Raw genomic sequence first — 21,126 nt, 5'->3', positions numbered from 1 at the left:
CAAGAAAGCCGCGCTTCTCGACGGAAAAGCGCGGCTTGGTTCTCGGAAACTTAGGCGCCGTCTTGGTCTTTCAGGTGCTCGAACAAACCTTTTGGCATTTTCTTGCCATTGGCTTCGAAGTTGGCTTTCACGTTGTCGTAAGCCTCTTGCTCGTCGATGAAGCCGTCATGGTTGGTGTCGATCTTGTCGAAATTGGACTTCGGCGCGACTTTCTGGAATTCGGCACGGGAGACCTTGCCATCGCCATCCGTGTCGGTTTTTGCCATCGAAGCATCGCCACACTTGCCTTCGCCACATTTACCTTCAGGGGTTTTCACAACCTGTTCGGCCGAGGCCAGCAGGTAGCCCTGAGTCAGAGGTTGCGAGGCGAACACAGCGCCGGACAACATCATGCCACCGGCCAAAACAGCGCCGAGCAAACCGATAGTGTTTTTGGTTGTACGGGACATTTCAATACTCCTGGGTTGCACGACACAACCGTTCGATAAAGGACGCCACGTAAGTGCGGCGATAACCGTAGCTGGCGGGGAGCCTTGCTTGGGTGTGGCCATTTAGCGGGCGTGGTGTATCGCTACTGTGTCGCGCAAGGGGGGCGTTTGTAAGCGAAGGGGTGAAACGGCGGGGGGAGATACAGTGAGACACAGATCTGCAAGGCACTGACTAACAAATGTGGGAGCGAGCTTGCTCGCGATAGCGTCCGTCGACATCAATGTCGCCTGACACGCCGCCATCGCGAGCAAGCTCGCTCCCACAGGTTTTTGTATCAGTGCAGCTTCAACCGCGGCTCAGTCCCGCGCCCGATCTTGCTCCCCAACATCAACATCGCCGTACGAAACGCGCCATACAGCGCCATCTGGTGCATGCGATACAGCGACACGTAAAACATCCGCGCCAGCCAGCCTTCAAGCATCACGCTGCCGGTGAGGTTGCCCATCAAGTTACCCACAGCCGAAGAACGCGACAGCGAGATCAGCGAGCCGTAGTCGGTGTATTTGTACGCAGGCAGAGGCTTGCCTTCGATCCGCAGTTTCAGCGATTTGGCCAGCAACGAAGCTTGCTGATGCGCAGCCTGGGCGCGTGGCGGTACATTGCGATCGGTGCCCGGTTGCGGGCAGGCCGCGCAGTCACCGAAGGCGAAGATGTTCTCGTCGCGGGTGGTTTGCAGGGTCGGCAGTACTTGCAGCTGATTGATCCGGTTGGTCTCCAGACCATCGATGTCCTTGAGAAAACCCGGTGCGCGAATCCCGGCGGCCCAGACTTTCAGGCTGGCGTTGATGACTTTGCCATCGGCGGTAATCAGGCTGTCGGCTGTCACTTCACTGACGGCGGCATTGGTCATGACGTTGACCCCGAGTTTCTCCAGGGTTTTATGCACAGGCCCGCCGATACGTTCCGGCAGGGCCGGCAGCACCCGTGGCCCGGCTTCGATCAGGGTGATGTGCATGTTTTCCGGTTTGATCCGGTCAAGACCATAGGCGGCCAATTCATGCGCGGCGTTGTGCAATTCGGCGGCCAGTTCAACCCCGGTGGCACCGGCGCCGACGATGGCGACGCTGATCTGCTCTACCACATCGGTTTGCCCGGCATGGGCGCGCAGGTAATGGTTGAGCAATTGCTGATGGAAACGCTCGGCCTGTTTGCGGGTGTCGAGGAACAGGCAGTGTTGCGCCGCGCCCTGAGTTCCGAAATCGTTGGTGGTGCTGCCGACCGCGATCACCAGCGAGTCATAACCCACTTCGCGCGCCGGGACCAGTTCAATGCCGGCTTCGCCGTAGGTGGCGGCCAGCTGGATTTTCTTCTGTGCGCGATCAAGCCCGCTCATGCGCCCCAGCTGGAACTCGAAGTGGTTCCATTTCGCCTGGGCAACATAGTTGAGTTCGTCTTCGGAAGAGTTCAGGGAACCTGCCGCCACTTCGTGCAACAGCGGTTTCCAGATGTGGGTCAGGTTCGCGTCGACCAGCATCACACTGGCCGTGCCGCGCTTGCCCAGAGTCTTACCCAGACGGGTAGCCAACTCCAGACCGCCGGCGCCGCCGCCAACGATGACAATACGATGAGTCATGGGGATATCTCGCAAGGCTAAAAGAAATCGGTGCAATTACCCGAGCGAGCGCGATGCTGCTCATAGCGTCAGGTAACTGATAAGTCGGCTCAACAGGCCTAAACCAATGGTCACTGCCAACACCACCACCAGGAGCATCCACGGCCGGAAAGGCCGGCGCTCGACTTGGTGCTGGGACAGTTGCAGGTACTCTTCGACATGCTTTTGGTCGTCGGGGTTCAGGCGGCTGGTCATATTGGGCCTCGTCAGGGGTAGACGTTGCTAAATGTGTAGAAGCTACAAGCAGGCTGCGGTTGTAACACGTTAGCCCACATTGAACGGAGCATAGCCGCTGGCAGGAATGGGCTCGACGCTCACCGTATCGTCCAGGCGAATGATTCCACTTTGTAACATTAGTTACCCCAAGCAGAAGTACTGATATTTCTCCAAATCGACCCAAACACGCATAAATTTTTTTTTCGAGATGGGGCCGAGCCGGTCAAACGTCCCGGGTATTGGCGCAGCACCATTTCTACTCGTACAGCGTCGAGCCAGACCGCTCGGTCTGCTGTGCATAGCCTGTTTTTGAATGCGAACACGCAATGATTGCGTTCGGTGTCGACGATCTCTAGCGGATAAACCCAATGAGAATTACCCGCCTCCCAAGGCGTCGCCTGAACCCGGTGGCGACCGTCCTGGCGGCAGAGAGAGGATTTCGATGCCCATGACGCTTTCCTTAAAAAACAGGATGCCTGCCTGAGTTGTCGGCAGAGCGGCGACTATCAAGCATCGCGCTCAACCAAGCGCCGGTGGCAATCTGCCGGGGTCAATACCTTGCCCGCTCTGGAGCGGACCCTGATGGTCTCGACCGGCTCCGACAGGTCGCTGTCCAGCAGCACCGAATAACTCTCGCCCTTGCTGTAGAGGAAGCGCTCACCCCACTGGCGCATGCTGACCACTATGGGGAACACGGAGCGCCCCATCTCGGTTAAAACATACTCCTTGTAGGCACTGCCGTCGGACGCCGGTTGGACTTCGAATACGCCCAACTCGACCAACATTTTGAGTTTGACCGTAAGGATGTTTTTGGCAAGGCCAAGACGCTTCTGGAATTCACTGAAGCGGCGAACGTCATCGAAAGCGTCGCGAATGATCATCAACACCCAGCGATCTCCGATAGCTTCGAGAGTCCGGGCCACAGGGCATTCGCTCTGTGCCAGTAGCTTTTGTCTGGCCATGACTCTCCAACCTTCCGGGGCAGATTGTTTATGAAAAAGTTCTAACGTCAGACGAAAATATTTTGAAATATCTAGTTGTATTTTAGAACCAGGTTTGCTAAAAAATCAACGCATCGGTTTTCTTTCAAAACCACATACTTCCAAGGATGGAGTGATGACGCTGAACCCCCAAAAACCTTTGAAAATGGACTTCGAAGCCGAAAAATCAGCAGGCGGAGCCACTACCCTGCTACCTCAGGGGCGTGCAGCCACCACCCTCAGCCATTACCAGACACTTCTCTTCGCTATCACCTGCGCTATGGCCGTGGCCAATGTCTATTTCGCACAACCGCTGCTTGAGTCCATGGCCGCCAGCCTGTCGGTTCCGCCCAGCACTATCGGAGTGGTGGTCACTGCTACTCAGGCCGGATACGCGGTGGGGCTGCTTTTCATAGTCCCTCTGGGCGATCTGCTGAACCGCAAGAAACTCATCCTGGCGCAGATGCTGATGTCGGCCGTAGCCTTGTGCGCAGTAGGACTGGCCCAAGGTTGGGGCATGCTGCTCGGCGCGATGGTGCTGGTCGGTCTGATGGCCGTCGTGGTTCAAGTGGTGGTCGCCTACGCTGCCACACTGGCGAGCCCGGACCAGCGAGGTCAAGCCATCGGAACGGTGACCAGTGGCGTAGTGCTGGGCATTCTGCTCGCCCGCTTCGTCTCTGGCGCGATGGCTGACCTGGCCGGATGGCGAGGCGTCTACTTCATGTCGGCAGCCTTGATGGTTGGCATGGCGTTGGTGCTGTACCGAACCATGCCGGCGTCGACAACGCCGCCAGCCAAAGGCAGCTACTGGCAGTTACTGCGTTCGGTCTTCCAGTTGTATCTGACAGAACACACGCTGCGCGTCAGAGGCACCTTTGCCCTGCTCATATTCGCCGCATTCAGTGTGTTGTGGACCGCAATGGTCCTACCACTAAGCGCGCCTCCGCTGTCGCTTTCACATACCCAGATTGGCCTGTTCGGTCTGGCCGGAGTGGCTGGCGCGCTGGCCGCAGCACGGGCCGGGCGACTGGCCGACCAAGGGCTCGGCAATCGCACGACAGGCGTTGCTCTGGCGCTATTGACCTTGTCCTGGCTGCCAACCGCGTTTGTTGAAAGTTCATTACTGGCCATGGTGGTGGGCGTAGTACTGCTGGACTTTGCCGTGCAAGCGGTGCATGTGACCAATCAGAGCCTGATCTTCGCGGCGCGGCCCGATGCGCAAAGCCGTCTGGTGGGCGCGTATATGTGTTTCTACTCAGTGGGTAGCGGTTTGGGCGCAATAGCTGCCACTTACACTTATGCTCACTTTGGCTGGGTGGCCGTTTGCCTGTTGGGTGCTGCCATCAGTGGGATAGCCCTGCTGTATTGGTTGTATCTGGAACTGACCTCCCGATAGGATCTGTCCTTGTGTATCGAAGATTTTCAGGTCGAAGAATATATCAGTGGCCCCATCCGCCATTTCGACGGCCTGGTACTGAACGGCCGGATCCTCACCATGCTTTCCAGCCAATACGTAGGAACATGTCTGGACTACATGGAGCGCGGCCATCCTCTCGGCTCCTGGCACTTGGAGACCTCCGCGCAGATGCAAGCATGGGTCGGCGCCGCGCTGGAAGCGGTGCAGATCCGCAATGGCGCGTTCCATCTGGAAGCAATCATGGATGGTGACGAACCGGTGTTCCTTGAGGTGGGTAACCGGGTTGGAGGCGCAGATGTGGTAGCGACCTATGAGCTGGCCACCGGCATCCACATGCCGTCGCTGGAGTTGCGCATCCACGTTGAGGGCGAGCTGGATATCGCGCATCTGACTGAGCGGCAGCCAAACCTGGGCTTCGGCTGGTTTGTATTCCCCGGGCACACCCACCGAGAGCGGATCTATTACGGCCTGGACGGCGCAGACGAACTGCGGGCAAGCCCATTCGTCGTGCAATGGAACGAACTGCAACCGGGCCGCGCTGCTGCCGGAGCACGTGACTTATTCGGCCTTCGAGGCACCCCTGGCAGGCATCGTCAAGACTGCAGAACCGCAACAGACCCAGGCCTGGATGCAAGCGCTGTTTTCCCGAGTGAGCCTCGCCGAAAACCTGACGTCCGTAGCGTGACAAAGCCCAACATCATTAAGGCAACTCATCAATGAAACCACTACACGTAGTGTTGGCTGTACTGATCACGGCAATCTGGGGTGTCAATTTCTCGGTGATCAAACTGGGGCTGGCAACCGTAGATCCGTTCATCCTGGCGGGCATCCGCTTCAGTCTCTGTGCGTTACCGGCGATCTTCTTCATCCGCAAGCCCGATGTGCCGTGGCGCTACATCATCGGTTACGGACTGGTGTTCGGCATTGGTCTGTGGGGCGTGGTAAACCTGGGCATCAAGGCCGGACTCTCGGCAGGGATCGCCTCGCTGGTGCTGCAGTTCAGCGCGTTCTTCACGATCCTGCTGGGCGGGTGGGTGTTCAAGGAAGCACTGACACGCTTTCAGCTACTGGGCATGCTGATCGCACTCGCCGGGCTCCTGTGCATCATCATGATCAGCGATGGCTCGGTCAGCCTGCCAGGCGTGCTTCTGGTGCTGGTTGGCGCGGCCTCATGGAGCGTCGCCAATATCATCAACAAGAAGGCCAGCACCAAGGATGTCTTTGGTTTTCTGGTCTGGTCCAGCGCCTTCGCGCCGATCCCGTTGTTCGCCCTCGATTACGCGGTTAATGGCAGCGCCGGCTATACCACGTTCGTCAATCAGGTAGACACGACCGCCGTGCTGTCGATTCTGTTTCAGGTCTACCCCAATACCCTGTTCGCCTACTGGATATGGAACTCGCTGCTCAAGACCTACCCGGTCTCGACGGTAGCACCACTGTCGTTGCTGGTGCCGATCTTCGGCATGCTCGGTTCTGTTTTTGTATTCAACGAAAGTGTGCCGCTGAGCAAAGTACTGGCGGTGGTTCTGATTGTGCTCGGCCTGGCCGTAGGCCTCTATGGACAGCGTATTTTCAATGCTGTGTTCGCGCATCCTGCGCGTACTTCAATATGAATCGACAGGGAGTTGGTATGAGTCTGGGAAGACGTGATTTCATGGGTGCGGCTGTTGGAGCGACTCTGATCGGAGGCAGCATGATCGCAGGCGTGGCTGGCGCACAGGTGGGCAATGTGCCTGTTCAGGATGACTCTGTAGCGACACTGGACCCCAACGACTGGGCATCCGTGCGTGCGCAGTTCAAACTGTCTCCGGAGTTTGTGCACATTTCCAACTTCTTTCTTGCCTCCAACCCGAAGCCCGTGCGCGATGCGATGGCCCGCCACCGGCAGGCATTCGATGAAAACCCCTACACCTACCTGGAAGACAATATGTTCGCCAGACCCGAGGAGATGGTCTGGCGCAAGGTCTGCGCAACAGCAGCAGACTATACCGGCGGACGGGCCGAGGACATCGCACTGACGACCAGTACCACGCAGGGCCTGGCGATGGTCTACAACGGTCTCAAACTGACACCCGACCAGGAAATCCTGACGACCAACCACGAGTGGTACACCCACGATGTGGCCATGCGCCTGGCTGTCGTCAAATGGGGCGGGAGCCTGAGAAGAATTGACCTTTACGAACGGCCCGAGGATGTCAGTGTTGACGCAATCGTCGCCCGCATTGAAGCAGCCATCAGGCCCTCGACCCGGATCCTGGCAATGACCTGGGTGCATTCGGGCAGCGGGGTGCGTTTACCGGTGCAGGAGATAGGTGCACTCGTGGCGCGAGTCAATCAGGATCGCTCCGAGGCAGACAGAATCATCTATGTGATCGACGGTGTGCACGGCTTCGGCTGTTTCGAGGCCCAGGTCGCCAGCCTGGGTTGCGACTTTTTCAGCGCAGGGACGCACAAGTGGATCCTTGGTCCGCACGGTACGGGCCTGGTCTGGGCCCGTGAAGGTCAGTGGGCGCAGATCACGCCGACCATTCCCACCATCATGGCAGCCGAGCCCGCTAATGCCTGGCGCCAACAGCGCGACCCTCAGGGAGACACACAGGGTGCCTGGGTCAGTCCCGGAGGCTTCCTGGCGTTCGAAAACCAATGGGGCGTGATCGAAGCGTTCGAGTTCGTCAAGCAGATCGGCCGCAAGCGCATTGCTGACCGCGTCGCTGAACTCAATGGACAGCTGAAGGAAGGATTGTCGAAGCTGCCCAATGTGCACCTGCATACGCCCCAGTCTGCGCAGTTCTCCGCCGGAATCGTCTGCTGTGATGTAAAAGGCTGGGCCCCCAAAGATGTGGTGGCCAGGCTAAAGGCGCAGAAGATCATCGCCAGTGCCACACCCTACCGCCATTCGACAGTACGGTTCTCCGCCGGGATCATCAACACGCCGGAAGACATCGACAAGACCCTCAGGGTGATGCGCACTCTAGCCTGACACCCAGCCCGGATCGACGCCAGCCTCATGCACTTGCACAACTGTGGCGCAGTCGCTGGCGTCAGGAATTCAATTGAAGAATGGCCGCGTACTCAAGGGCAAGGATCGATTCCATGAATGAAAAACAAGTCGTCATGAAAAGCACTTCAAAAGAGCTGACTATGTTCCTGGTCTGCTCGACGGTTTATCGACTGTTTTCCGGCGCGCTGCTGGTCTCGTTGACGTGGACCATACTCAATCAGAACGAAGGCGATTACCTGCCGTTGGCGCTGGCGATTTTCTGCTCGTTTATACCGGCCTTTGTCACGCCAGTGATGATCAAGCGCCTGTCGAGCCGAATGAACGGCCGCCAGGTGAGCAGCTGGTTTCTGATGTGTCTGACCGGCCTCAGCCTGGTTTCGGGAGCATCCAGAGACTTTACCATCGGCCTGCTGATCATCAATCTGTTTGTCTGGCTGATGATCATGCTGCTCGAAGCCAGCCTGGATATGTGGTTCACCCAGATTCAACGTGGCATGGACGAAACGATGGTACGCCGGATCAGCGGGGCAACCACCGCCACCAGCCAGGCGGCCCTGATGATCGGCCCTTTGCTGGCGGCGGGCTTGATGCCGATTCTGACCGGTGTTGGGTTCTCCATTTTGCTGTGCGCCGGCTTCTTGTTGGTCGCAGCCATTTGCTACACGCGTGACAGTCTACCGGTGGCGGCGCAGGAGGCTGGCGAAGTAGCGGCTCCAGCCAAGCTTCCGCTAGCGCTGTTTGTGCCGATGGTACTTATCTGGCCAATCCTCGGGGCGTTCAACTTTATGTTGCCCGTCTATGTGTCGAGCCACGGCTGGGCGCTGTTTGAACTGGGTGTGCTCGATGCGGTGTTCGGCATGGGCATGGCGCTGATCGGGGTGCTGGTCATCATTGCCAATACCGGTCGTAACCTGTTGGCTTATCTGTCAGCCCTGATTGCGCTGGCGGTGATTTCCACGTCAATGTGGTTGCTGATGCCAGACACACTGATACTGAAAGCACTGAGCCTGTTGATTCTCGGTATGGCTTTCGGCGGCGCGCGGGTGCATATCCGTGTCGCCATCGCCTGCCGCTACAGCGAGGCCGCTGTGGGCTTGTATGTCAGCCGGGCGAATGCCCTGGCCACGCCGGTGCTGCTGTTGATCCTCAGCCTGCAATTGGCAATGATCGAGAACGCCTGGCTGCTTCCGTTCCTGCTGGTCACATTGACCGTCGTTCTGTTGTTGCAGACATCGGCGACCCGCTTTGCCCGAGGGCATACGCGCGTCGAAGCAGTGGGTGCCTGAAAAGTCGCCCTGCATTTCACTTAACAGCTTCGGCAGTCAGTAAAGGCATCCCGCGCCTGGAAGATCGTCTGCAAACGCGACCCGTTTGCGGCACTTCGGCAATCAGTTCCTGCAATGGACTCACAGGCTGATCCCGACATCGAAAACAATGCTGCGACCCAGGTTGCTGCGCAGGAAATCCGGTGCGTCCGGGTGCGCAAACAGCACACGGGCGAAGGTCGGACCGACCAGCGACAACGAGCGCCAGCCCTGGCGCAGGTATTCGGTCGGCGGCGGGAAATGGCTGTTGAGGTCCAGCACTTCGCGCTTGAGGCTTGCGAAGGCGATGATGTCAAGTTCGCCCAGGTCCATGCCGCGTTCTTTGTAGTTGTGCGCTTTTTTGCGCAAGGTCGGCGCCAGTCTCAGCAAGAATTCATTCGCCGGAATGCGCCGGGGCTTGGCCTCGCGGCGCACCAGCGAACTCAGAGAAAACGCGCTGCGCCGGCGTTGCAGCTCATCGCGCCATTCGTCGTTGAGGCGTCGGCCTTCATCGAGCACAAAAAACACTTCGAAACTGGCGTCACGAAACAGCACGTCCGGCGGCTCCCCGGCCGGGGCGAATTCGTCGGCGCGATAGGGAATGTTCAGGCCTTGCAGCAGGCGCTGACAGACCCAACGCTCACGCTCCCATTTGCGGGCATTGGACAGGAACGCGTTGGCTTGCTCGGCCGCGATGGTCAGCAGGCGTAAATAATCTGAGTCATCCATAAGCCCAAGCTTAGCGTTCAAATGCGACAAGCTGAAAGCTTTGCATCGACACGAGGTCGTTATGGTCCAGCGGGCTTCATCGGCGTCCGGGCGCTTGCGGCGCTTCTTTGATCATTGTTGCCTGATGTTTCCCCGCCAGTGTCCGGTTTGTCCTTTTCTGTATCTTCTCCGGGAGGACAGTTCTGGAGGTTTTATGAAAACAACAGGAGCAACCCAAATCATCACGGGATACTTTCAGTTTCCTGTGGCATTCAAAAGGCCTGAGTTCAATTGCCAAACAATTGCTGACGGCCTCAAGGATGCTGAGTTTGATCTACTCGTGCTGCCTGAAATGTGTACGACGGGTTATCTCTTCGATTCAAAAGAAGAGCTTTTGCCTTTTGCCGATTGTGCTCAAACGGGAGCGTTTGCCGGTTTTTTGCAAGACTTGTCAGCGCAGAAGCAGGCGACATTAGTTGCCGGCATGGTCGAACGCGATGGTGAGAATCTTTACAACACAGCCATTGTGGTGAGTCGAGGCAAGTGGCTGGGTAAACAACGCAAGTGCCATATCACAGACCTGGAGAAGAAACTCTTCGAGGAAGGTGACCGCTGGCAATGCTTTGATGATGGCAAGATTCGCTTTGGGGTTCTGATCTGTTTTGATCTATGGCTTCCTGAGGCCGCTCGATTGCTCGCTCTGGACGGCGCGAAACTCTATTGCTGCCCGGTCAACTATGGCGGCCCATGGACCGGCGATATCATGCGAGTCCGCGCGATGGAGAACGGCCTGCCGCTCGTTTCCTGCAATAGAACAGGCGTCGAATCGGGGCTGCAAATGGACGCTCGCTTTTGTGGAGAAAGTCAGATCATAGATGCCGCCGGAAACAAGCTCGTTCAATCCCGGCAAGAAACCAGCCTTGAATTGACCCAACTGTCTATCGGCCCCAAGGGAGAAGCTCAAGGTAATGTCATGTGCAGCGATCTTTTAAAAGAGGCTCGACGTTACACGCTCTCAGGACCTGTATATCGGTAGCGCGCTCCAGGTCACGGCGACGGGGTATGCGAAGGGGGCGGCCTCGACTGATCGCGAAAATGTTCGCTGTACCGGCCATGCGCGATTATGCCTATCGAGTGATGCTTGACCGTGATGGTCGCGTGGCGCCGCGCTATCCCGGGCCTGTGGATAAAGTGCTGTGGCTGCAGCTCAAGGACGGTCAATTGGTGGCTCAGCACGAATACGCCACGGCTGCGCAATTGCGTGAGGCGCTGGAGAAGGCCCTGCCCTGATTGGTGCAGAGTGCCTGTGACCGCAGACGCTGACATCTGAGTCATCCATCAGCCCGCGCTTAGCGTTCAAATGTGATCGCAATGAAGGCAGTTCATCGGAGAGGTTCCGATCTGCCGGATCTGCGGCGCGCCATGCCCGCGACAATCCTCATCCCACGCCCGGTTCAGGGCATTGCACAAAACGGATAGCGATCTGCGCAAAGCGGATATTGCCCCGTGCCTGTCGCCTCTACCCTCGGCTGTACGGACGTAAGCCGCTTTACCGACGCTCTAAAAATAACAACAAGAGATAAATGCCATGCGCAAGATCGACGTACATGAGGTTATCGACAACGCACGATTCAACCGCTTTCACTGGATGGTGCTGTTCTGGTGTGCCCTGATCATCATCTTCGACGGTTACGATTTGGTGATCTACGGCGTGGTGCTGCCGATGCTGATGAAAGAGTGGGGGCTCAGTCCCCTGCAAGCAGGCGCACTGGGCAGTTATGCACTGTTCGGAATGATGTTCGGCGCGCTGTTCTTCGGCCCGCTGTCGGACAGGATCGGCCGCAAAAAAGCCATCACGATCTGCGTGATGCTCTTCAGCGGTTTTACCGTGCTCAATGGATTTGCCCGAAATCCCACCGAGTTTGGCCTCTGTCGGTTCATTGCTGGCCTGGGCATTGGCGGGGTGATGCCCAACGTCGTGGCGCTGATGAACGAGTACGCGCCGAAAAAGATTCGCAGCACGCTGGTGGCGATCATGTTCAGCGGCTACTCGGTGGGCGGCATGCTCTCGGCGGGGCTCGGTATCGTGCTGATCCCGAGTTTTGGCTGGCAATCGGTGTTTTACGTGGCGGTGCTGCCGTTGCTGTTGTTGCCGTTGATCATGTACTTCCTGCCCGAGTCGGTGGGTTTCATGCTGCGTCAGGGGCGCAATGAAGAGGCGCGCCACATTCTGGAACGGATTGATCCGGCTTACGTCGCACACGCCAGCGATCTGTTGCACATGAGCGAAGTGAAGGGCACCGGCACCCCGGTGTTGCAACTGTTTCGCGAAGGTCGTGCGCTGCGCACGCTGATGTTGTGGCTGGCGTTTTTCTGCTGCTTGCTGATGGTCTACGCCTTGAGTTCCTGGTTGCCGAAACTGATGGCCAACGCCGGTTACAGCCTGGGGTCGAGTCTGTCGTTCCTGCTGGTGCTCAACTTCGGTGCCATTTTCGGCGCGGTCGGCGGCGGTGTGCTGGGGGACAAACTCAACCTGCCGCGGGTGTTGGCGGTGTTCTTCGCCGTGGCTGCGGTGTCGATCACCTTGCTGGGTTTCAACAGCCCGATGCCGCTGTTGTACCTGCTGATCGCCATCGCCGGCGCCACCACCATCGGCTCGCAGATTCTGTTGTACGCCTGCGCCGCACAGTTCTACTCCATGACCATTCGCTCAACCGGTTTGGGTTGGGCCTCGGGCATCGGGCGCAACGGTGCCATCGTCGGACCGCTGCTGGGCGGTGCCTTGCTCGGGATTAGCCTGCCGCTGCAACTGAATTTCATGGCCTTTGCCTTGCCCGGTGCGGTGGCCGCGATTGCCATGACCGTGTTCGCCATCAGCAGTCGGCGCAGTGCTAAACAAGCGCTGTCGGGCCTGCGCCATGGTTCGCTCGACGGGTCTGTTGGCGACGTTTCATGAGAGCGTTAGTCCGGGACTTTTCCCTGTCTGCGGCAGTCGCCGGGTTTATCGCCACGGTGATTTCCTATGCAGGCCCTTTGGTGATCATCTTCCAGGCCGCCGAGACCGCGCACCTCTCGCGGGAGGTGCTGTCGTCATGGATCTGGGCGATTTCCATCGGCAGCGCCGTGCTCGGCATCGGTCTGAGCCTGCGTTACCGCGTCCCGGTGATCATCGCGTGGTCGGCGCCGGGGTCAGCGTTGCTGGTGGCGCTGTTGCCAGGGATCTCCATGCCGGAGGCGGTGGGTGCCTATCTGGTCAGCAGCCTGATTGTTTTTCTGGTCGGGGTGTCGGGGGCGTTTGACCGGATCATCGGCAAACTGCCCGCGGCCATTGCGGCAGCGATGCTGGCGGGGATTCTGTTCAGCTTCGGCACCGGCTTATTCGTCTCGTTGCAGGGCAAGCCGCTGCTGGTGCTGGCGATGTTCGTCACGTACCTGATCTGTAAACGGTTGATGCCGCGGTATGCGGTGTTGATGGTGCTGCTGGTGGGCTGCTCGATGGCTTTTCTCGCCGGTGATTTGCACAGCGAGGCGTTGGTGATCGGGTTGGCCACGCCGGTGTGGATCACGCCCGCCTTCAGCCTGAGCGCGACGCTGAATATCGCCTTGCCGCTGGTGATGGTGGCGCTGACCGGCCAGTTCGTTCCCGGCATGGCGGTGCTGCGCGCCAGCGGTTACGCAACACCGGCCGGCCCGATCATCGCCAGCAGTGCGGTGGGCACGGCGCTGTTGGCACCGTTCGGTTGCCATGGGCTGAACCTGGCAGCCATCACCGCGGCGATTTGTACCGGGCGCGAGGCCCATGAAGATCCCGGCAAACGCTATGTGGCCGGGGTTGTGGGCGGGCTGTGTTACCTGGTGCTGGGGATCTTCGGCGCCACCCTGGTTTCACTGTTTTCGGCGTTCCCCAAAGAACTGATCGCAGCCTTGGCCGGGCTGGCGCTGTTCGCTGCGATTGCCGGGGTGTTGGCCGGCGCAATGGCCGTGCCGAGTGATCGCGAAGCCGCGTTGGTGACCTTTCTGACCACGGCGTCGGGCATGTCGTTGTTGGGTTTGTCCGCCGCCTTTTGGGGGCTGATTTTCGGCATGGTCACGCACTTGTTGTTAAACGCCCGTCGTCCCGTTCCCCGCCGCGAATACGCTGCGGCTGAAGCACTTCAACCTGTCGATCAATAAAAATAAGAGAAAAAACGATGAAACAGATTCTTCCAACAACCGGTTCAGTGTTGTCCATGGCTGTCGTCTCGAGTTTCTCCGCCGGTGCGATGGCGGCCGAGAGTGGCTTCATCGAAGACACCACCGCCACCTTGCAAGCACGCAATTACTACTTCAGCCGGGACTTTTCCGACATCGTCGGGGCCAACCAACAATCGAAGGCCGAAGAGTGGGCGCAGGGCTTCATCCTCAACGTCAAATCCGGTTATACCCAGGGCCCGGTCGGTTTTGGTGTGGATGTCATTGGCCTGCTCGGCCTCAAACTCGACAGCAGCCCGGACCGGGTCAATACCGGTTTGCTGCCGGTGCAGGGTGATGGGCGCGCGGCGAATGATTACAGCCGACTGGAAGGCGCGTTGAAGGTGCGTTTCTCCAAAACCGAACTGAAGGTGGGCGAACTGCAACCCAACCTGCCGGTGCTGGCCTTCAGCGATATCCGTTTGCTGCCGCCCAGCTATCAGGGTGCGAGCATCAGCTCAAACGAGATCAATGGCCTGACCTTGCAAGGTGGCCACTTGAGTTCCACCAGCCTGCGCAACGAGGCTGGCGACGAAAAGATGCAAGCCATGCTCGGTCATGTACCGCAGCGTCAGGTCAGCAGTGATGGCTTCAACTTTGCCGGCGCCGATTACGTTTTCAACGATAAACGCAGTTCGGTCAGCGCCTGGTTCGGGCAACTGGAAGATATCTACAACCAGCGTTTCCTCGGCCTCAAGCACAGCGAGCCACTTGGTAACTGGATACTGGGCGCCAACCTCGGGTATTACGATTCGCGCGAAGACGGCAAAAAGCTGTTGGGTAACATCGACAACCAGGCGTTCTTCTCCTTGCTGTCGGCCAAGCGTGGCGGCCACACGTTCTATGTCGGTTATCAGGGCATGTTCGGCGACAGCGCCTTCCCCCGAGTGTTTGCCAACATCAGCCCACTGGGTAACGAGGTGCCGACCTACGAGTTCGCCTTCACCGATGAGCGCTCCTGGCAGGCGCGTTACGACTACGATTTCGCGGCCCTCGGCGTGCCGGGGCTGACCAGCACCGTGCGCTACATCACCGGCAACAATGTCGATACCGGCAAAGGGTTCGAGGGCAAGGACCGCGAGCGTGATCTCGATCTCGGCTATGTGCTGCAGAGCGGCAGCCTCAAAGGCCTTGGGATCCGTGTGCGCAACGTGATGGCCCGTTCCAACTACCGCAGTGATATCGACGAGAACCGTCTGATCCTCAGCTACACCTGGACACTGCTATGACCACTGGAAAAGAACACCTGCCCTACAACCTCGGCGCGAATCTGCTGTTGATGATGGCTGGCGCAGGCTCCGTGATGTTGGGCTGGGGTGATAGCGAGCGGCTGATGCTGGCCGGTGGGATCAACCTCGCGTTGCTGTGTGCGGCGGTGCTTTATCGCCGTCAGCCAAGGGTAACGTTGGCGTCGATTTCCGCACCTGTGTGGCAGGCTGCCGAACCGGTTGTTGTACCGATCGAAGCACCGCTCGCGCCACCGCCAACAGTGCCGGAGCGCGAGTGGCCTGGGGCCGTTGTGCAGGTCACGCTGGAGCAATTGACCGAGTCCGTGCTGCAAACCGAGGAAGACATGCGCTTTGCCAATCAACTGGCGCGCACGGCAGGTGAACGGGTAAACGCGAGTGCGCTGAGCATGCAGTCTTCGGCCGGTGTGCTGGAAGATCTGAACCTCTACATGCAGCGTCTGGATCAAGTGTTCGACGAGCTCGGCAGTCAGTCGATGCGCATCGGCGCGATTGTCGGCAGCATCCAGGACATTTCTCGTCAGACCAACCTGTTGGCGTTGAACGCAGCCATTGAGGCGGCGAGGGCGGGCAGCCATGGCCGAGGGTTTGCGGTGGTGGCCGATGAGGTGCGCAATCTCTCGCGTCAGGCAGCGGACTCCAGTGCGCAGATCCGGCAAATCGCTACGGGGCTGGAACAGTCCGCTGAACAGGCACGCCAAGGTCTTCAGCAGTTGTCCGGCTCTACACGTCTGGGCCTGGAAAAGGCCGGAGTGGCCCTGCACTCGATGGGCGAACTGCAAAGCGGTGCGGTTGCCAGGGTCGAGGTGGTCGAACGCATCATGGCGCGCCTGGCCGGCCTGCATGATCTGGCCTTGCAGGCGAAACGAATGATCGTGTGAGTCGTGCAGTGTGCCAGTGATTACAGGTTGCTCGTGCAATCACCCATGACCTCGTACGTCACGCGATGGGTCTGGCCTTGATGATCGACATACTCCATGGTCGCAGGCACAACCCCGCAGGCGGTCGCGGTGTCCGACACTGAAACGACCTTGGCGATGTCCAGCGGCTGTGCCGGGTTGTACGAGGTAGCGGCGGGCTCGTTGCCGGCGGCCATGGCCGAGGTGGCGACAACGGTCAGAAACAGGCTGATCAGGGTTTTCATTTTTGTGGGCTCGGTGTTGATTCGGATGCTTGAAGTTTAGTCTTTGGCCGTGAGTGATAAAGGGGGCTGGGTTTGATTCAGCGTTGCAGGGAACGTAACAATCGCTGGTTTTGTGTGCATATCCGTTTCTGCGGTAACGGCTACTTAGGGTTCCGCCCTTACGGCGGGTCACTTGGAAAAGCCCCAAGTAACCAAGGGCTCTTGCCCCTTTCGTTCGGTGCCTCGCCTAGGCTCGGCATGCCCTCGCTCCGGTCCTGCTCCGTGGGCCCGCCGCCATCGGCCATCCATGGCCGGGGGCGGCTAACCCGGCATCCATGCCGGGTTGCCCACTGCGCAGAACCTGCGCTCGGCCTCTCGAGGGGGCGGTGCATCAAGATCAAAAGCTGCAGGCGAGCTAACGCTCGGCCTGTTGAGTGGTGAGTAGCAAAAGCTGTACGCCGATCTGCTTTATGTGGGAGCGGGCTTGCTCGCGAAGCTGTTGATCTTGCCGTTGCCGTTGCCGTTGCCGTTGCTGTTGCTGTTGCTTTGGCTTCAGATCTGCCGCCCCTTTCCCAGAGGCCGAACGCAGGCGTTGCGCAGGGGGCACCGCGGCAAGGATGCCGCGGTAGCCGCCCCCGGCCATGGATGGCCGATGGCGGCGGGCCCCCGGAGCAATGCCGGAGTGAGGGCATGCCGAGCCTAAGCGAGGCACCGAATGGCGGGGCAAGAGCCCTTGGTTACTTGGGGCTTCTCCAAGTGACTCGCTGTAAAAGCGAAACCGCCAGCAGCCGCTACCGCAGCAACGGATATGCCCCCAATCGTAAAACGACCCTCCGGAGCAAAGTCGAAGCCCATCCAACGGCCGGTGTAGACTGAGGGCCTGTTCTCTTTCGGCAAGACAAGGGAGTGTGCCCAGCCATGATCGGCGCCGAGTTACTGTCACCTGAAACCCTTACGGTAGGGTGGTTGATCTATGTACCGGTGCTGATCTGGGCCGTTGCGCGAGCATCGTGGGTCGAACTGTTCAGCGACAGTCGCCGCCAACATCTGTTGTTTGGCACGGTGTTCGCGCTGTTCATGCTCTGGCTGGTGCGACAAGACTTCGACACCGGCGTGTCCTACCACTTTATCGGCATGACCGCCGTGACCCTGTTGCTCGACTGGCCGCTGGCGATTGTCGGCGGGTTGGTCGCGCAAGCGGGACTAGTACTGCTCGGGCGGCAAGATCTGGCGGCGATGGGGGTCAACGGCGCGCTGCTGATTCTGCTGCCGGTGCTGGTCACCGAGTGCTGCGCCATCCTGGTGGAGCGAGCGCAGCCACGTAATCCCTTTGTGTATATCTTCGTGTCCGGGTTTTTTGCAGCGGCGCTGTCGGCGTTGCTGTGCCTGCTGCTGGCGCTGTGGTTGCTGTGGTTCGACGAACGTTTCGCCATGCCGTATTGGCTGGAAGATTTTGTCGGTTATCTGTGGCTGCTGATTTTCCCGGAAGCGTTCATCAACGGCATGGTGGTCAGTGCGCTGGTGGTGTTTTGCCCCGAGTGGCTGGAGACGTTCAATCGCACGCGCTACCTTTCGGCCCCCTGGAAAGACGACGATCCCAAATCTTGATCCACATCAAAGGCAAAAATCGCTCACGAATCCATGCTCTGGAAAACCTTCAGGAGCATCGAAATGAGCGTCTACGAATGGGCAAGGCAGGAGTTGCGTCAGAGTCTGGATGGGGCGCAGGAAGTGGGGTTTGATCCGGGGTTGAGCCTGCGCGCCTTGCTCAGTGCAGTGGTGCAACAGAGCAAGGCAGTGCGCAGCGCCGAAGACCTGGCCGATGAGTTGCGCTTTCTTGCGGAAAACCTCGATGACAGCCAGGACTACGGTTTTATGCGGCCTTGAAGATCAGTGACGCGGGTCGAAGTCTTCGCTGAACAGTTCGTCTTCGGCATCCGGGCTGACCGGAATCTTGTGTTCTTCCGAAGCCCAGGCGCCCAGGTCGATCAGTTTGCAACGGTCCGAACAAAACGGCCGGAAGGTGCTTTCTGGGCTCCATTCAACAGGGGCGCCGCAGGTTGGGCATTCGACGGTTGGGGTTTGGCTCATGACTGGCCTCCACGCAAAGTAAGGTAAAAGTGATGCAGGCGTTCAACCTCGCTGTGCAGCCAGGCGAGGTCGCGGTCGTTGACCACCACATCGTTGGCGTGGCTCACGCGGTCCTGTCGGCTGGATTGGGCCTTGAGGATCGCCTGGACCTGTTGCTCGCTGGTCTGGTCACGCTGCAGGGTGCGCTCGATCTGTAGTTGTTCCGGGGCATCGATCACCAGAACCCGTTGGGTCATGGCGTACTGCCCGGACTCGATCAGCAGCGGCGAAACCAGAATCGCGTAAGGCGATTGTGCCTTGGCCAGATGATCGGCGATTTCCTTGGCGATCAGCGGATGCAGCAACGCTTCGAGCCAGCGGCGTTCCTCTGGCACTTCGAAGATCAGTTTACGCAACGCCGCGCGATCCAGCTGCCCGTCGGCTTGCAATACGCCGGGGCCGAAGTGTTCGGCGATCCTGGCCAGCGCCGGGCGCCCCGGTTCCACCACCCAACGCGCCGCATGATCAGCGTCCACCACGTGCACGCCGAGGTTGATGAAGTGCTGGGCAGCCGCGCTTTTGCCGCTGCCGATGCCGCCGGTCAGGCCGAGAATCCAGGGTTTTTCCACAGGGGTATTCATTTCAAACCGACAAACTGCCAATAGAAGTCGGTTATTTGACCACCCCAGAGCAAGGCAATCCAGCCGGCAATTGCCAGAAAGGGTCCGAAGGGGATCGGCGCGGAGGTTTTCGCGTTGCGCAAACGCAGCAAAATCACGCCGACAACGGCGCCCACCATCGACGATAACAGGATGGTCAGAGGCAAGATCTGCCAGCCACCCCAGGCGCCGAACATCGCTAACAGCTTGAAATCACCGTGGCCCATGCCGTCCTTGCCGGTGATCAGCTTGAACAGCCAGAACACTGTCCACAACGCCATATAGCCGGCCACCGCGCCCCACAATGCATCATGCAAGGACACGAAGAGCCCGAAGCTGTTGACGATCAGCCCCAGCCATATCAGTGGCAGCACCAGCACATCCGGCAACAGTTGATGTTCGGCGTCGATCAGGCTCATCGTCAGCAACCCCCAGCTCAGGAGCAGCGCCATGCAGGCCTGCCAGCCGAAACCGAAATGCCAGGCGATGAACGCCGAGAGCAGACCGCAGGCCAGTTCGGTCAGCGGGTAGCGTTTGCTGATGGCTGCCGTGCAGTTCGAGCATCGACCCCGTAAGAGCAGATAACTGAGCACCGGAATATTTTCCCAGGCGCGGATTTGATGGCCGCAATGTGGGCACCGGGAATGGGGCAGCATCAGGTTGAAGGTCGATAGCGGTGTTTCGCCTGGCAAGCCCAACACTTCACGAGCCTCCTCACGCCATTCGCGGTCAAGCATTTTTGGCAGGCGCCAGACCACCACGTTGAGAAAGCTGCCAATCAGCAGGCCGACCAACATGGCTGAGATTACGAAGGTCAACGGGTAGAGGGTCAGAATGTCGTTAAAGGGCATGTCAGATCGCTGAGCCAAGTTGGAAGATGGGCAGGTACATCGCAACCACCAGACCACCGACGATAACACCCAGCACCACCATGATGAACGGCTCCATCAGGCTGCTGAGGTTATCGACCATGTTGTCCACTTCGTCCTCATAGAAGCTCGCGACCTTGTCGAGCATATCGTCCAGTGCGCCGGACTCTTCGCCGATGGCGGTCATCTGGATCGCCATATTCGGAAAGATACCGGAGGCACGCATGGAGAAGTTCAGTTGCATGCCAGTGGATACATCCTGCTTGATGCGCAGCACCGCGCGCTTGAACACGATGTTGCCGGTAGCGCCGGCCACCGAATCCAGGGCTTCCACCAGTGGCACACCTGCCGCAAAGGTAGTCGACAGCGTGCGGGCGTAACGGGCCACGGCGGACTTGTACATCAGCGTGCCAATTAGCGGCAATTTCAGCAGCCAGGTGTCCATTCGGTCCCGAAAGGCTTGCGACGTTTTAAAGGCGTGGCGCACACCGAAGATGGCCGCGATCAGCACGCCGAGCATCGCCCACCACCAGTCCTGCATGAATTCCGAGAGGCCGATGACCATCACCGTGAAGGCTGGCAATTCGGCGCCAAACCCTTTGAATACCGATTCGAACTGCGGCACCACTTTGACCAGCAGAATCCCGGTCACAATGATCGCGACAAACACCACCGCCAGTGGGTAGGTCATGGCTTTCTTGATCTTGGCCTTGAGGCTTTCGCTCTTTTCCTTATAGGTCGCCACTCTATCCAGCAGGGTATCGAGGGCACCGGCCTGCTCGCCGGCATCTACCAGGTTGCAGTACAGCTCATCGAAATACTGAGGCTTTTTGCGCAGGGAAGCGGCGAAGCTGTTACCCGCCGCGACTTCCTGTTTTACCTCGTCGATCAGTGTGCGCATGGCCGGGTTATCGAAGCCTTCACCGATGATGTCGAAGGACTGCAACAGCGGTACGCCGGCTTTCATCATGGTCGCCATCTGCCGGGTGAACAGAGCAATGTCCTGGGCCTTGATGCGCTTGCCCAGGTTGAAAATCGAGGTGGACTTCTTGCGCACCTTGCCGGGGTTGATGCCCTGCTTGCGCAACTGGGCCTTGATCAACGCCGGGTTCTGACCGCTCAACTCTCCCGTCACTTTGGTGCCTTTGCGGTCTGTACCTTCCCAGGCGTAGACGCTGATTTTTGCTGCTTTGACCGCCAT

Annotated in this window: 21 protein-coding genes and 3 pseudogenes; 13 read left to right on the top strand and 11 right to left on the bottom strand. The window is 58.9% G+C overall.

What is annotated here, in order from left to right:
* Positions 1 to 50: 50 nt before the first annotated feature.
* The 5 genes and pseudogenes from ACMXYH_RS27960 to ACMXYH_RS27940 form a co-directional block, all read right to left on the bottom strand.
* The gene (locus ACMXYH_RS27960; RefSeq protein ID WP_415765579.1) at positions 51 to 449 is read right to left on the bottom strand and encodes an HvfA family oxazolone/thioamide-modified RiPP metallophore; all 399 of its coding nucleotides are present in this window, start codon (positions 447 to 449) and stop codon (positions 51 to 53) included.
* 314 nt (positions 450 to 763) lie between these two features.
* A complete protein-coding gene (locus ACMXYH_RS27955; RefSeq protein WP_415765578.1) occupies positions 764 to 2,062 on the bottom strand; it encodes an NAD(P)/FAD-dependent oxidoreductase in 1,299 nt (432 codons plus the stop codon).
* A 60-nt stretch (positions 2,063 to 2,122) separates the two neighbouring features.
* On the bottom strand, positions 2,123 to 2,296 hold the full coding sequence (locus tag ACMXYH_RS27950; protein ID WP_008154890.1) for a DUF3094 domain-containing protein: 174 nt from the start codon (positions 2,294 to 2,296) through the stop codon (positions 2,123 to 2,125).
* A 69-nt stretch (positions 2,297 to 2,365) separates the two neighbouring features.
* Positions 2,366 to 2,455 (bottom strand): annotated as a pseudogene (locus tag ACMXYH_RS27945) (MOSC domain-containing protein); the annotation flags it as partial.
* 368 nt (positions 2,456 to 2,823) lie between these two features.
* The gene (locus ACMXYH_RS27940; protein ID WP_415765577.1) at positions 2,824 to 3,279 is read right to left on the bottom strand and encodes a winged helix-turn-helix transcriptional regulator; all 456 of its coding nucleotides are present in this window, start codon (positions 3,277 to 3,279) and stop codon (positions 2,824 to 2,826) included.
* 154 nt (positions 3,280 to 3,433) lie between these two features.
* Here ACMXYH_RS27940 and ACMXYH_RS27935 point away from each other — a divergent pair, with 154 nt between their 5' ends.
* The 5 genes from ACMXYH_RS27935 (at position 3,434) to ACMXYH_RS27915 (ending at position 9,001) form a co-directional block, all read left to right on the top strand.
* The gene (locus ACMXYH_RS27935; protein WP_134422316.1) at positions 3,434 to 4,693 is read left to right on the top strand and encodes an MFS transporter; all 1,260 of its coding nucleotides are present in this window, start codon (positions 3,434 to 3,436) and stop codon (positions 4,691 to 4,693) included.
* A 9-nt stretch (positions 4,694 to 4,702) separates the two neighbouring features.
* Positions 4,703 to 5,434, top strand: a complete 732-nt coding sequence (locus ACMXYH_RS27930) for an ATP-grasp domain-containing protein (protein WP_415765575.1) — start codon at positions 4,703 to 4,705, stop codon at positions 5,432 to 5,434.
* Entirely contained in the window at positions 5,431 to 6,327 is an 897-nt protein-coding gene (locus tag ACMXYH_RS27925) for an EamA family transporter (protein WP_134422314.1), read from the top strand. Before ACMXYH_RS27930 ends, ACMXYH_RS27925 begins: the two co-directional genes overlap by 4 nt.
* 17 nt (positions 6,328 to 6,344) lie before the next feature.
* A complete protein-coding gene (locus ACMXYH_RS27920; RefSeq protein ID WP_415765574.1) occupies positions 6,345 to 7,694 on the top strand; it encodes an aminotransferase class V-fold PLP-dependent enzyme in 1,350 nt (449 codons plus the stop codon).
* Between the two features lie 113 nt (positions 7,695 to 7,807).
* Positions 7,808 to 9,001, top strand: a complete 1,194-nt coding sequence (locus tag ACMXYH_RS27915; RefSeq protein WP_415765573.1) for a hypothetical protein — start codon at positions 7,808 to 7,810, stop codon at positions 8,999 to 9,001.
* 120 nt (positions 9,002 to 9,121) lie between these two features.
* Here the strand turns inward: ACMXYH_RS27915 and ACMXYH_RS27910 are convergent, their stop codons facing one another.
* Positions 9,122 to 9,748 carry a DUF1780 domain-containing protein gene (locus ACMXYH_RS27910; RefSeq protein WP_008154887.1) on the bottom strand — a complete coding sequence of 209 codons (627 nt, stop codon included), beginning with the start codon at positions 9,746 to 9,748 and terminating at the stop codon, positions 9,122 to 9,124.
* A 193-nt stretch (positions 9,749 to 9,941) separates the two neighbouring features.
* Here ACMXYH_RS27910 and ACMXYH_RS27905 point away from each other — a divergent pair, with 193 nt between their 5' ends.
* The 6 genes and pseudogenes from ACMXYH_RS27905 to ACMXYH_RS31490 form a co-directional block, all read left to right on the top strand.
* Positions 9,942 to 10,763 (top strand): carbon-nitrogen hydrolase family protein, encoded by an 822-nt coding sequence (locus tag ACMXYH_RS27905; protein ID WP_415765572.1) that lies wholly within the window; start codon positions 9,942 to 9,944, stop codon positions 10,761 to 10,763.
* A gap of 41 nt (positions 10,764 to 10,804) precedes the next feature.
* Positions 10,805 to 11,017 (top strand): annotated as a pseudogene (locus ACMXYH_RS27900) (FAD/FMN-containing dehydrogenase); the annotation flags it as partial.
* Positions 11,018 to 11,315: 298 nt separating this feature from the next.
* Entirely contained in the window at positions 11,316 to 12,683 is a 1,368-nt protein-coding gene (locus ACMXYH_RS27895; protein WP_415765570.1) for an aromatic acid/H+ symport family MFS transporter, read from the top strand.
* Entirely contained in the window at positions 12,680 to 13,900 is a 1,221-nt protein-coding gene (locus ACMXYH_RS27890) for a benzoate/H(+) symporter BenE family transporter (protein WP_415765568.1), read from the top strand. Before ACMXYH_RS27895 ends, ACMXYH_RS27890 begins: the two co-directional genes overlap by 4 nt.
* A gap of 17 nt (positions 13,901 to 13,917) precedes the next feature.
* Positions 13,918 to 15,186, top strand: a complete 1,269-nt coding sequence (locus ACMXYH_RS27885) for an OprD family porin (RefSeq protein WP_415765566.1) — start codon at positions 13,918 to 13,920, stop codon at positions 15,184 to 15,186.
* 506 nt (positions 15,187 to 15,692) lie between these two features.
* Positions 15,693 to 16,085 (top strand): annotated as a pseudogene (locus ACMXYH_RS31490) (methyl-accepting chemotaxis protein); the annotation flags it as partial.
* A gap of 20 nt (positions 16,086 to 16,105) precedes the next feature.
* Here ACMXYH_RS31490 and ACMXYH_RS27875 read toward each other — a convergent pair.
* A complete protein-coding gene (locus ACMXYH_RS27875) occupies positions 16,106 to 16,348 on the bottom strand; it encodes a DUF2790 domain-containing protein (RefSeq protein ID WP_134422302.1) in 243 nt (80 codons plus the stop codon).
* 897 nt (positions 16,349 to 17,245) lie between these two features.
* On the opposite strand from ACMXYH_RS27875, the gene ACMXYH_RS27870 reads away from it, so the two are divergent.
* Together ACMXYH_RS27870 and ACMXYH_RS27865 are read left to right on the top strand one after the other, a co-directional pair.
* On the top strand, positions 17,246 to 17,935 hold the full coding sequence (locus ACMXYH_RS27870; RefSeq protein ID WP_415765564.1) for an energy-coupling factor ABC transporter permease: 690 nt from the start codon (positions 17,246 to 17,248) through the stop codon (positions 17,933 to 17,935).
* Between the two features lie 63 nt (positions 17,936 to 17,998).
* Positions 17,999 to 18,214 (top strand): hypothetical protein, encoded by a 216-nt coding sequence (locus tag ACMXYH_RS27865; RefSeq protein ID WP_033054332.1) that lies wholly within the window; start codon positions 17,999 to 18,001, stop codon positions 18,212 to 18,214.
* A gap of 3 nt (positions 18,215 to 18,217) precedes the next feature.
* Here the strand turns inward: ACMXYH_RS27865 and yacG are convergent, their stop codons facing one another.
* The 4 genes from yacG to ACMXYH_RS27845 are packed head-to-tail and all read right to left on the bottom strand — an operon-like array spanning position 18,218 to position 21,126.
* Positions 18,218 to 18,418, bottom strand: a complete 201-nt coding sequence (yacG, locus tag ACMXYH_RS27860; RefSeq protein ID WP_134422296.1) for a DNA gyrase inhibitor YacG — start codon at positions 18,416 to 18,418, stop codon at positions 18,218 to 18,220.
* Positions 18,415 to 19,038: a dephospho-CoA kinase gene (coaE, locus tag ACMXYH_RS27855; RefSeq protein ID WP_415765562.1), complete on the bottom strand. Its 624-nt coding sequence runs from the start codon at positions 19,036 to 19,038 to the stop codon at positions 18,415 to 18,417. Before coaE ends, yacG begins: the two co-directional genes overlap by 4 nt.
* Positions 19,035 to 19,907: a prepilin peptidase gene (locus ACMXYH_RS27850; protein WP_415765561.1), complete on the bottom strand. Its 873-nt coding sequence runs from the start codon at positions 19,905 to 19,907 to the stop codon at positions 19,035 to 19,037. The genes coaE and ACMXYH_RS27850 overlap by 4 nt, the downstream gene beginning before the upstream one ends.
* Position 19,908: 1 nt before the next feature.
* Positions 19,909 to 21,126 (bottom strand): type II secretion system F family protein, encoded by a 1,218-nt coding sequence (locus ACMXYH_RS27845; protein WP_415765560.1) that lies wholly within the window; start codon positions 21,124 to 21,126, stop codon positions 19,909 to 19,911.

It is taken from the genome of Pseudomonas frigoris (assembly GCF_047758635.1).
Lineage (GTDB): Bacteria > Pseudomonadota > Gammaproteobacteria > Pseudomonadales > Pseudomonadaceae > Aquipseudomonas > Aquipseudomonas frigoris.
Note: the sequence above shows the minus strand (reverse complement) of the source record. Positions and strands in the feature narration are given on the sequence as shown.

Excerpts from the sequence above, each read along its gene's own strand:
- ACMXYH_RS27960 (WP_415765579.1), bottom strand. The coding sequence starts at position 449 with ATGTCCCGTACAACCAAAAACACTATCGGTTTGCTCGGCGCTGTTTTG.
- ACMXYH_RS27955 (WP_415765578.1), bottom strand. The coding sequence starts at position 2,062 with ATGACTCATCGTATTGTCATCGTTGGCGGCGGCGCCGGCGGTCTGGAG.
- ACMXYH_RS27950 (WP_008154890.1), bottom strand. The coding sequence starts at position 2,296 with ATGACCAGCCGCCTGAACCCCGACGACCAAAAGCATGTCGAAGAGTAC.
- ACMXYH_RS27940 (WP_415765577.1), bottom strand. The coding sequence starts at position 3,279 with ATGGCCAGACAAAAGCTACTGGCACAGAGCGAATGCCCTGTGGCCCGG.
- ACMXYH_RS27935 (WP_134422316.1), top strand. The coding sequence starts at position 3,434 with ATGACGCTGAACCCCCAAAAACCTTTGAAAATGGACTTCGAAGCCGAA.
- ACMXYH_RS27925 (WP_134422314.1), top strand. The coding sequence starts at position 5,431 with ATGAAACCACTACACGTAGTGTTGGCTGTACTGATCACGGCAATCTGG.
- ACMXYH_RS27920 (WP_415765574.1), top strand. The coding sequence starts at position 6,345 with ATGAGTCTGGGAAGACGTGATTTCATGGGTGCGGCTGTTGGAGCGACT.
- ACMXYH_RS27915 (WP_415765573.1), top strand. The coding sequence starts at position 7,808 with ATGAATGAAAAACAAGTCGTCATGAAAAGCACTTCAAAAGAGCTGACT.
- ACMXYH_RS27910 (WP_008154887.1), bottom strand. The coding sequence starts at position 9,748 with ATGGATGACTCAGATTATTTACGCCTGCTGACCATCGCGGCCGAGCAA.
- ACMXYH_RS27905 (WP_415765572.1), top strand. The coding sequence starts at position 9,942 with ATGAAAACAACAGGAGCAACCCAAATCATCACGGGATACTTTCAGTTT.
- ACMXYH_RS27895 (WP_415765570.1), top strand. The coding sequence starts at position 11,316 with ATGCGCAAGATCGACGTACATGAGGTTATCGACAACGCACGATTCAAC.
- ACMXYH_RS27890 (WP_415765568.1), top strand. The coding sequence starts at position 12,680 with ATGAGAGCGTTAGTCCGGGACTTTTCCCTGTCTGCGGCAGTCGCCGGG.
- ACMXYH_RS27885 (WP_415765566.1), top strand. The coding sequence starts at position 13,918 with ATGAAACAGATTCTTCCAACAACCGGTTCAGTGTTGTCCATGGCTGTC.
- ACMXYH_RS27875 (WP_134422302.1), bottom strand. The coding sequence starts at position 16,348 with ATGAAAACCCTGATCAGCCTGTTTCTGACCGTTGTCGCCACCTCGGCC.
- ACMXYH_RS27870 (WP_415765564.1), top strand. The coding sequence starts at position 17,246 with ATGATCGGCGCCGAGTTACTGTCACCTGAAACCCTTACGGTAGGGTGG.
- ACMXYH_RS27865 (WP_033054332.1), top strand. The coding sequence starts at position 17,999 with ATGAGCGTCTACGAATGGGCAAGGCAGGAGTTGCGTCAGAGTCTGGAT.
- yacG (WP_134422296.1), bottom strand. The coding sequence starts at position 18,418 with ATGAGCCAAACCCCAACCGTCGAATGCCCAACCTGCGGCGCCCCTGTT.
- coaE (WP_415765562.1), bottom strand. The coding sequence starts at position 19,038 with ATGAATACCCCTGTGGAAAAACCCTGGATTCTCGGCCTGACCGGCGGC.
- ACMXYH_RS27850 (WP_415765561.1), bottom strand. The coding sequence starts at position 19,907 with ATGCCCTTTAACGACATTCTGACCCTCTACCCGTTGACCTTCGTAATC.
- ACMXYH_RS27845 (WP_415765560.1), bottom strand. The coding sequence starts at position 21,126 with ATGGCGGTCAAAGCAGCAAAAATCAGCGTCTACGCCTGGGAAGGTACA.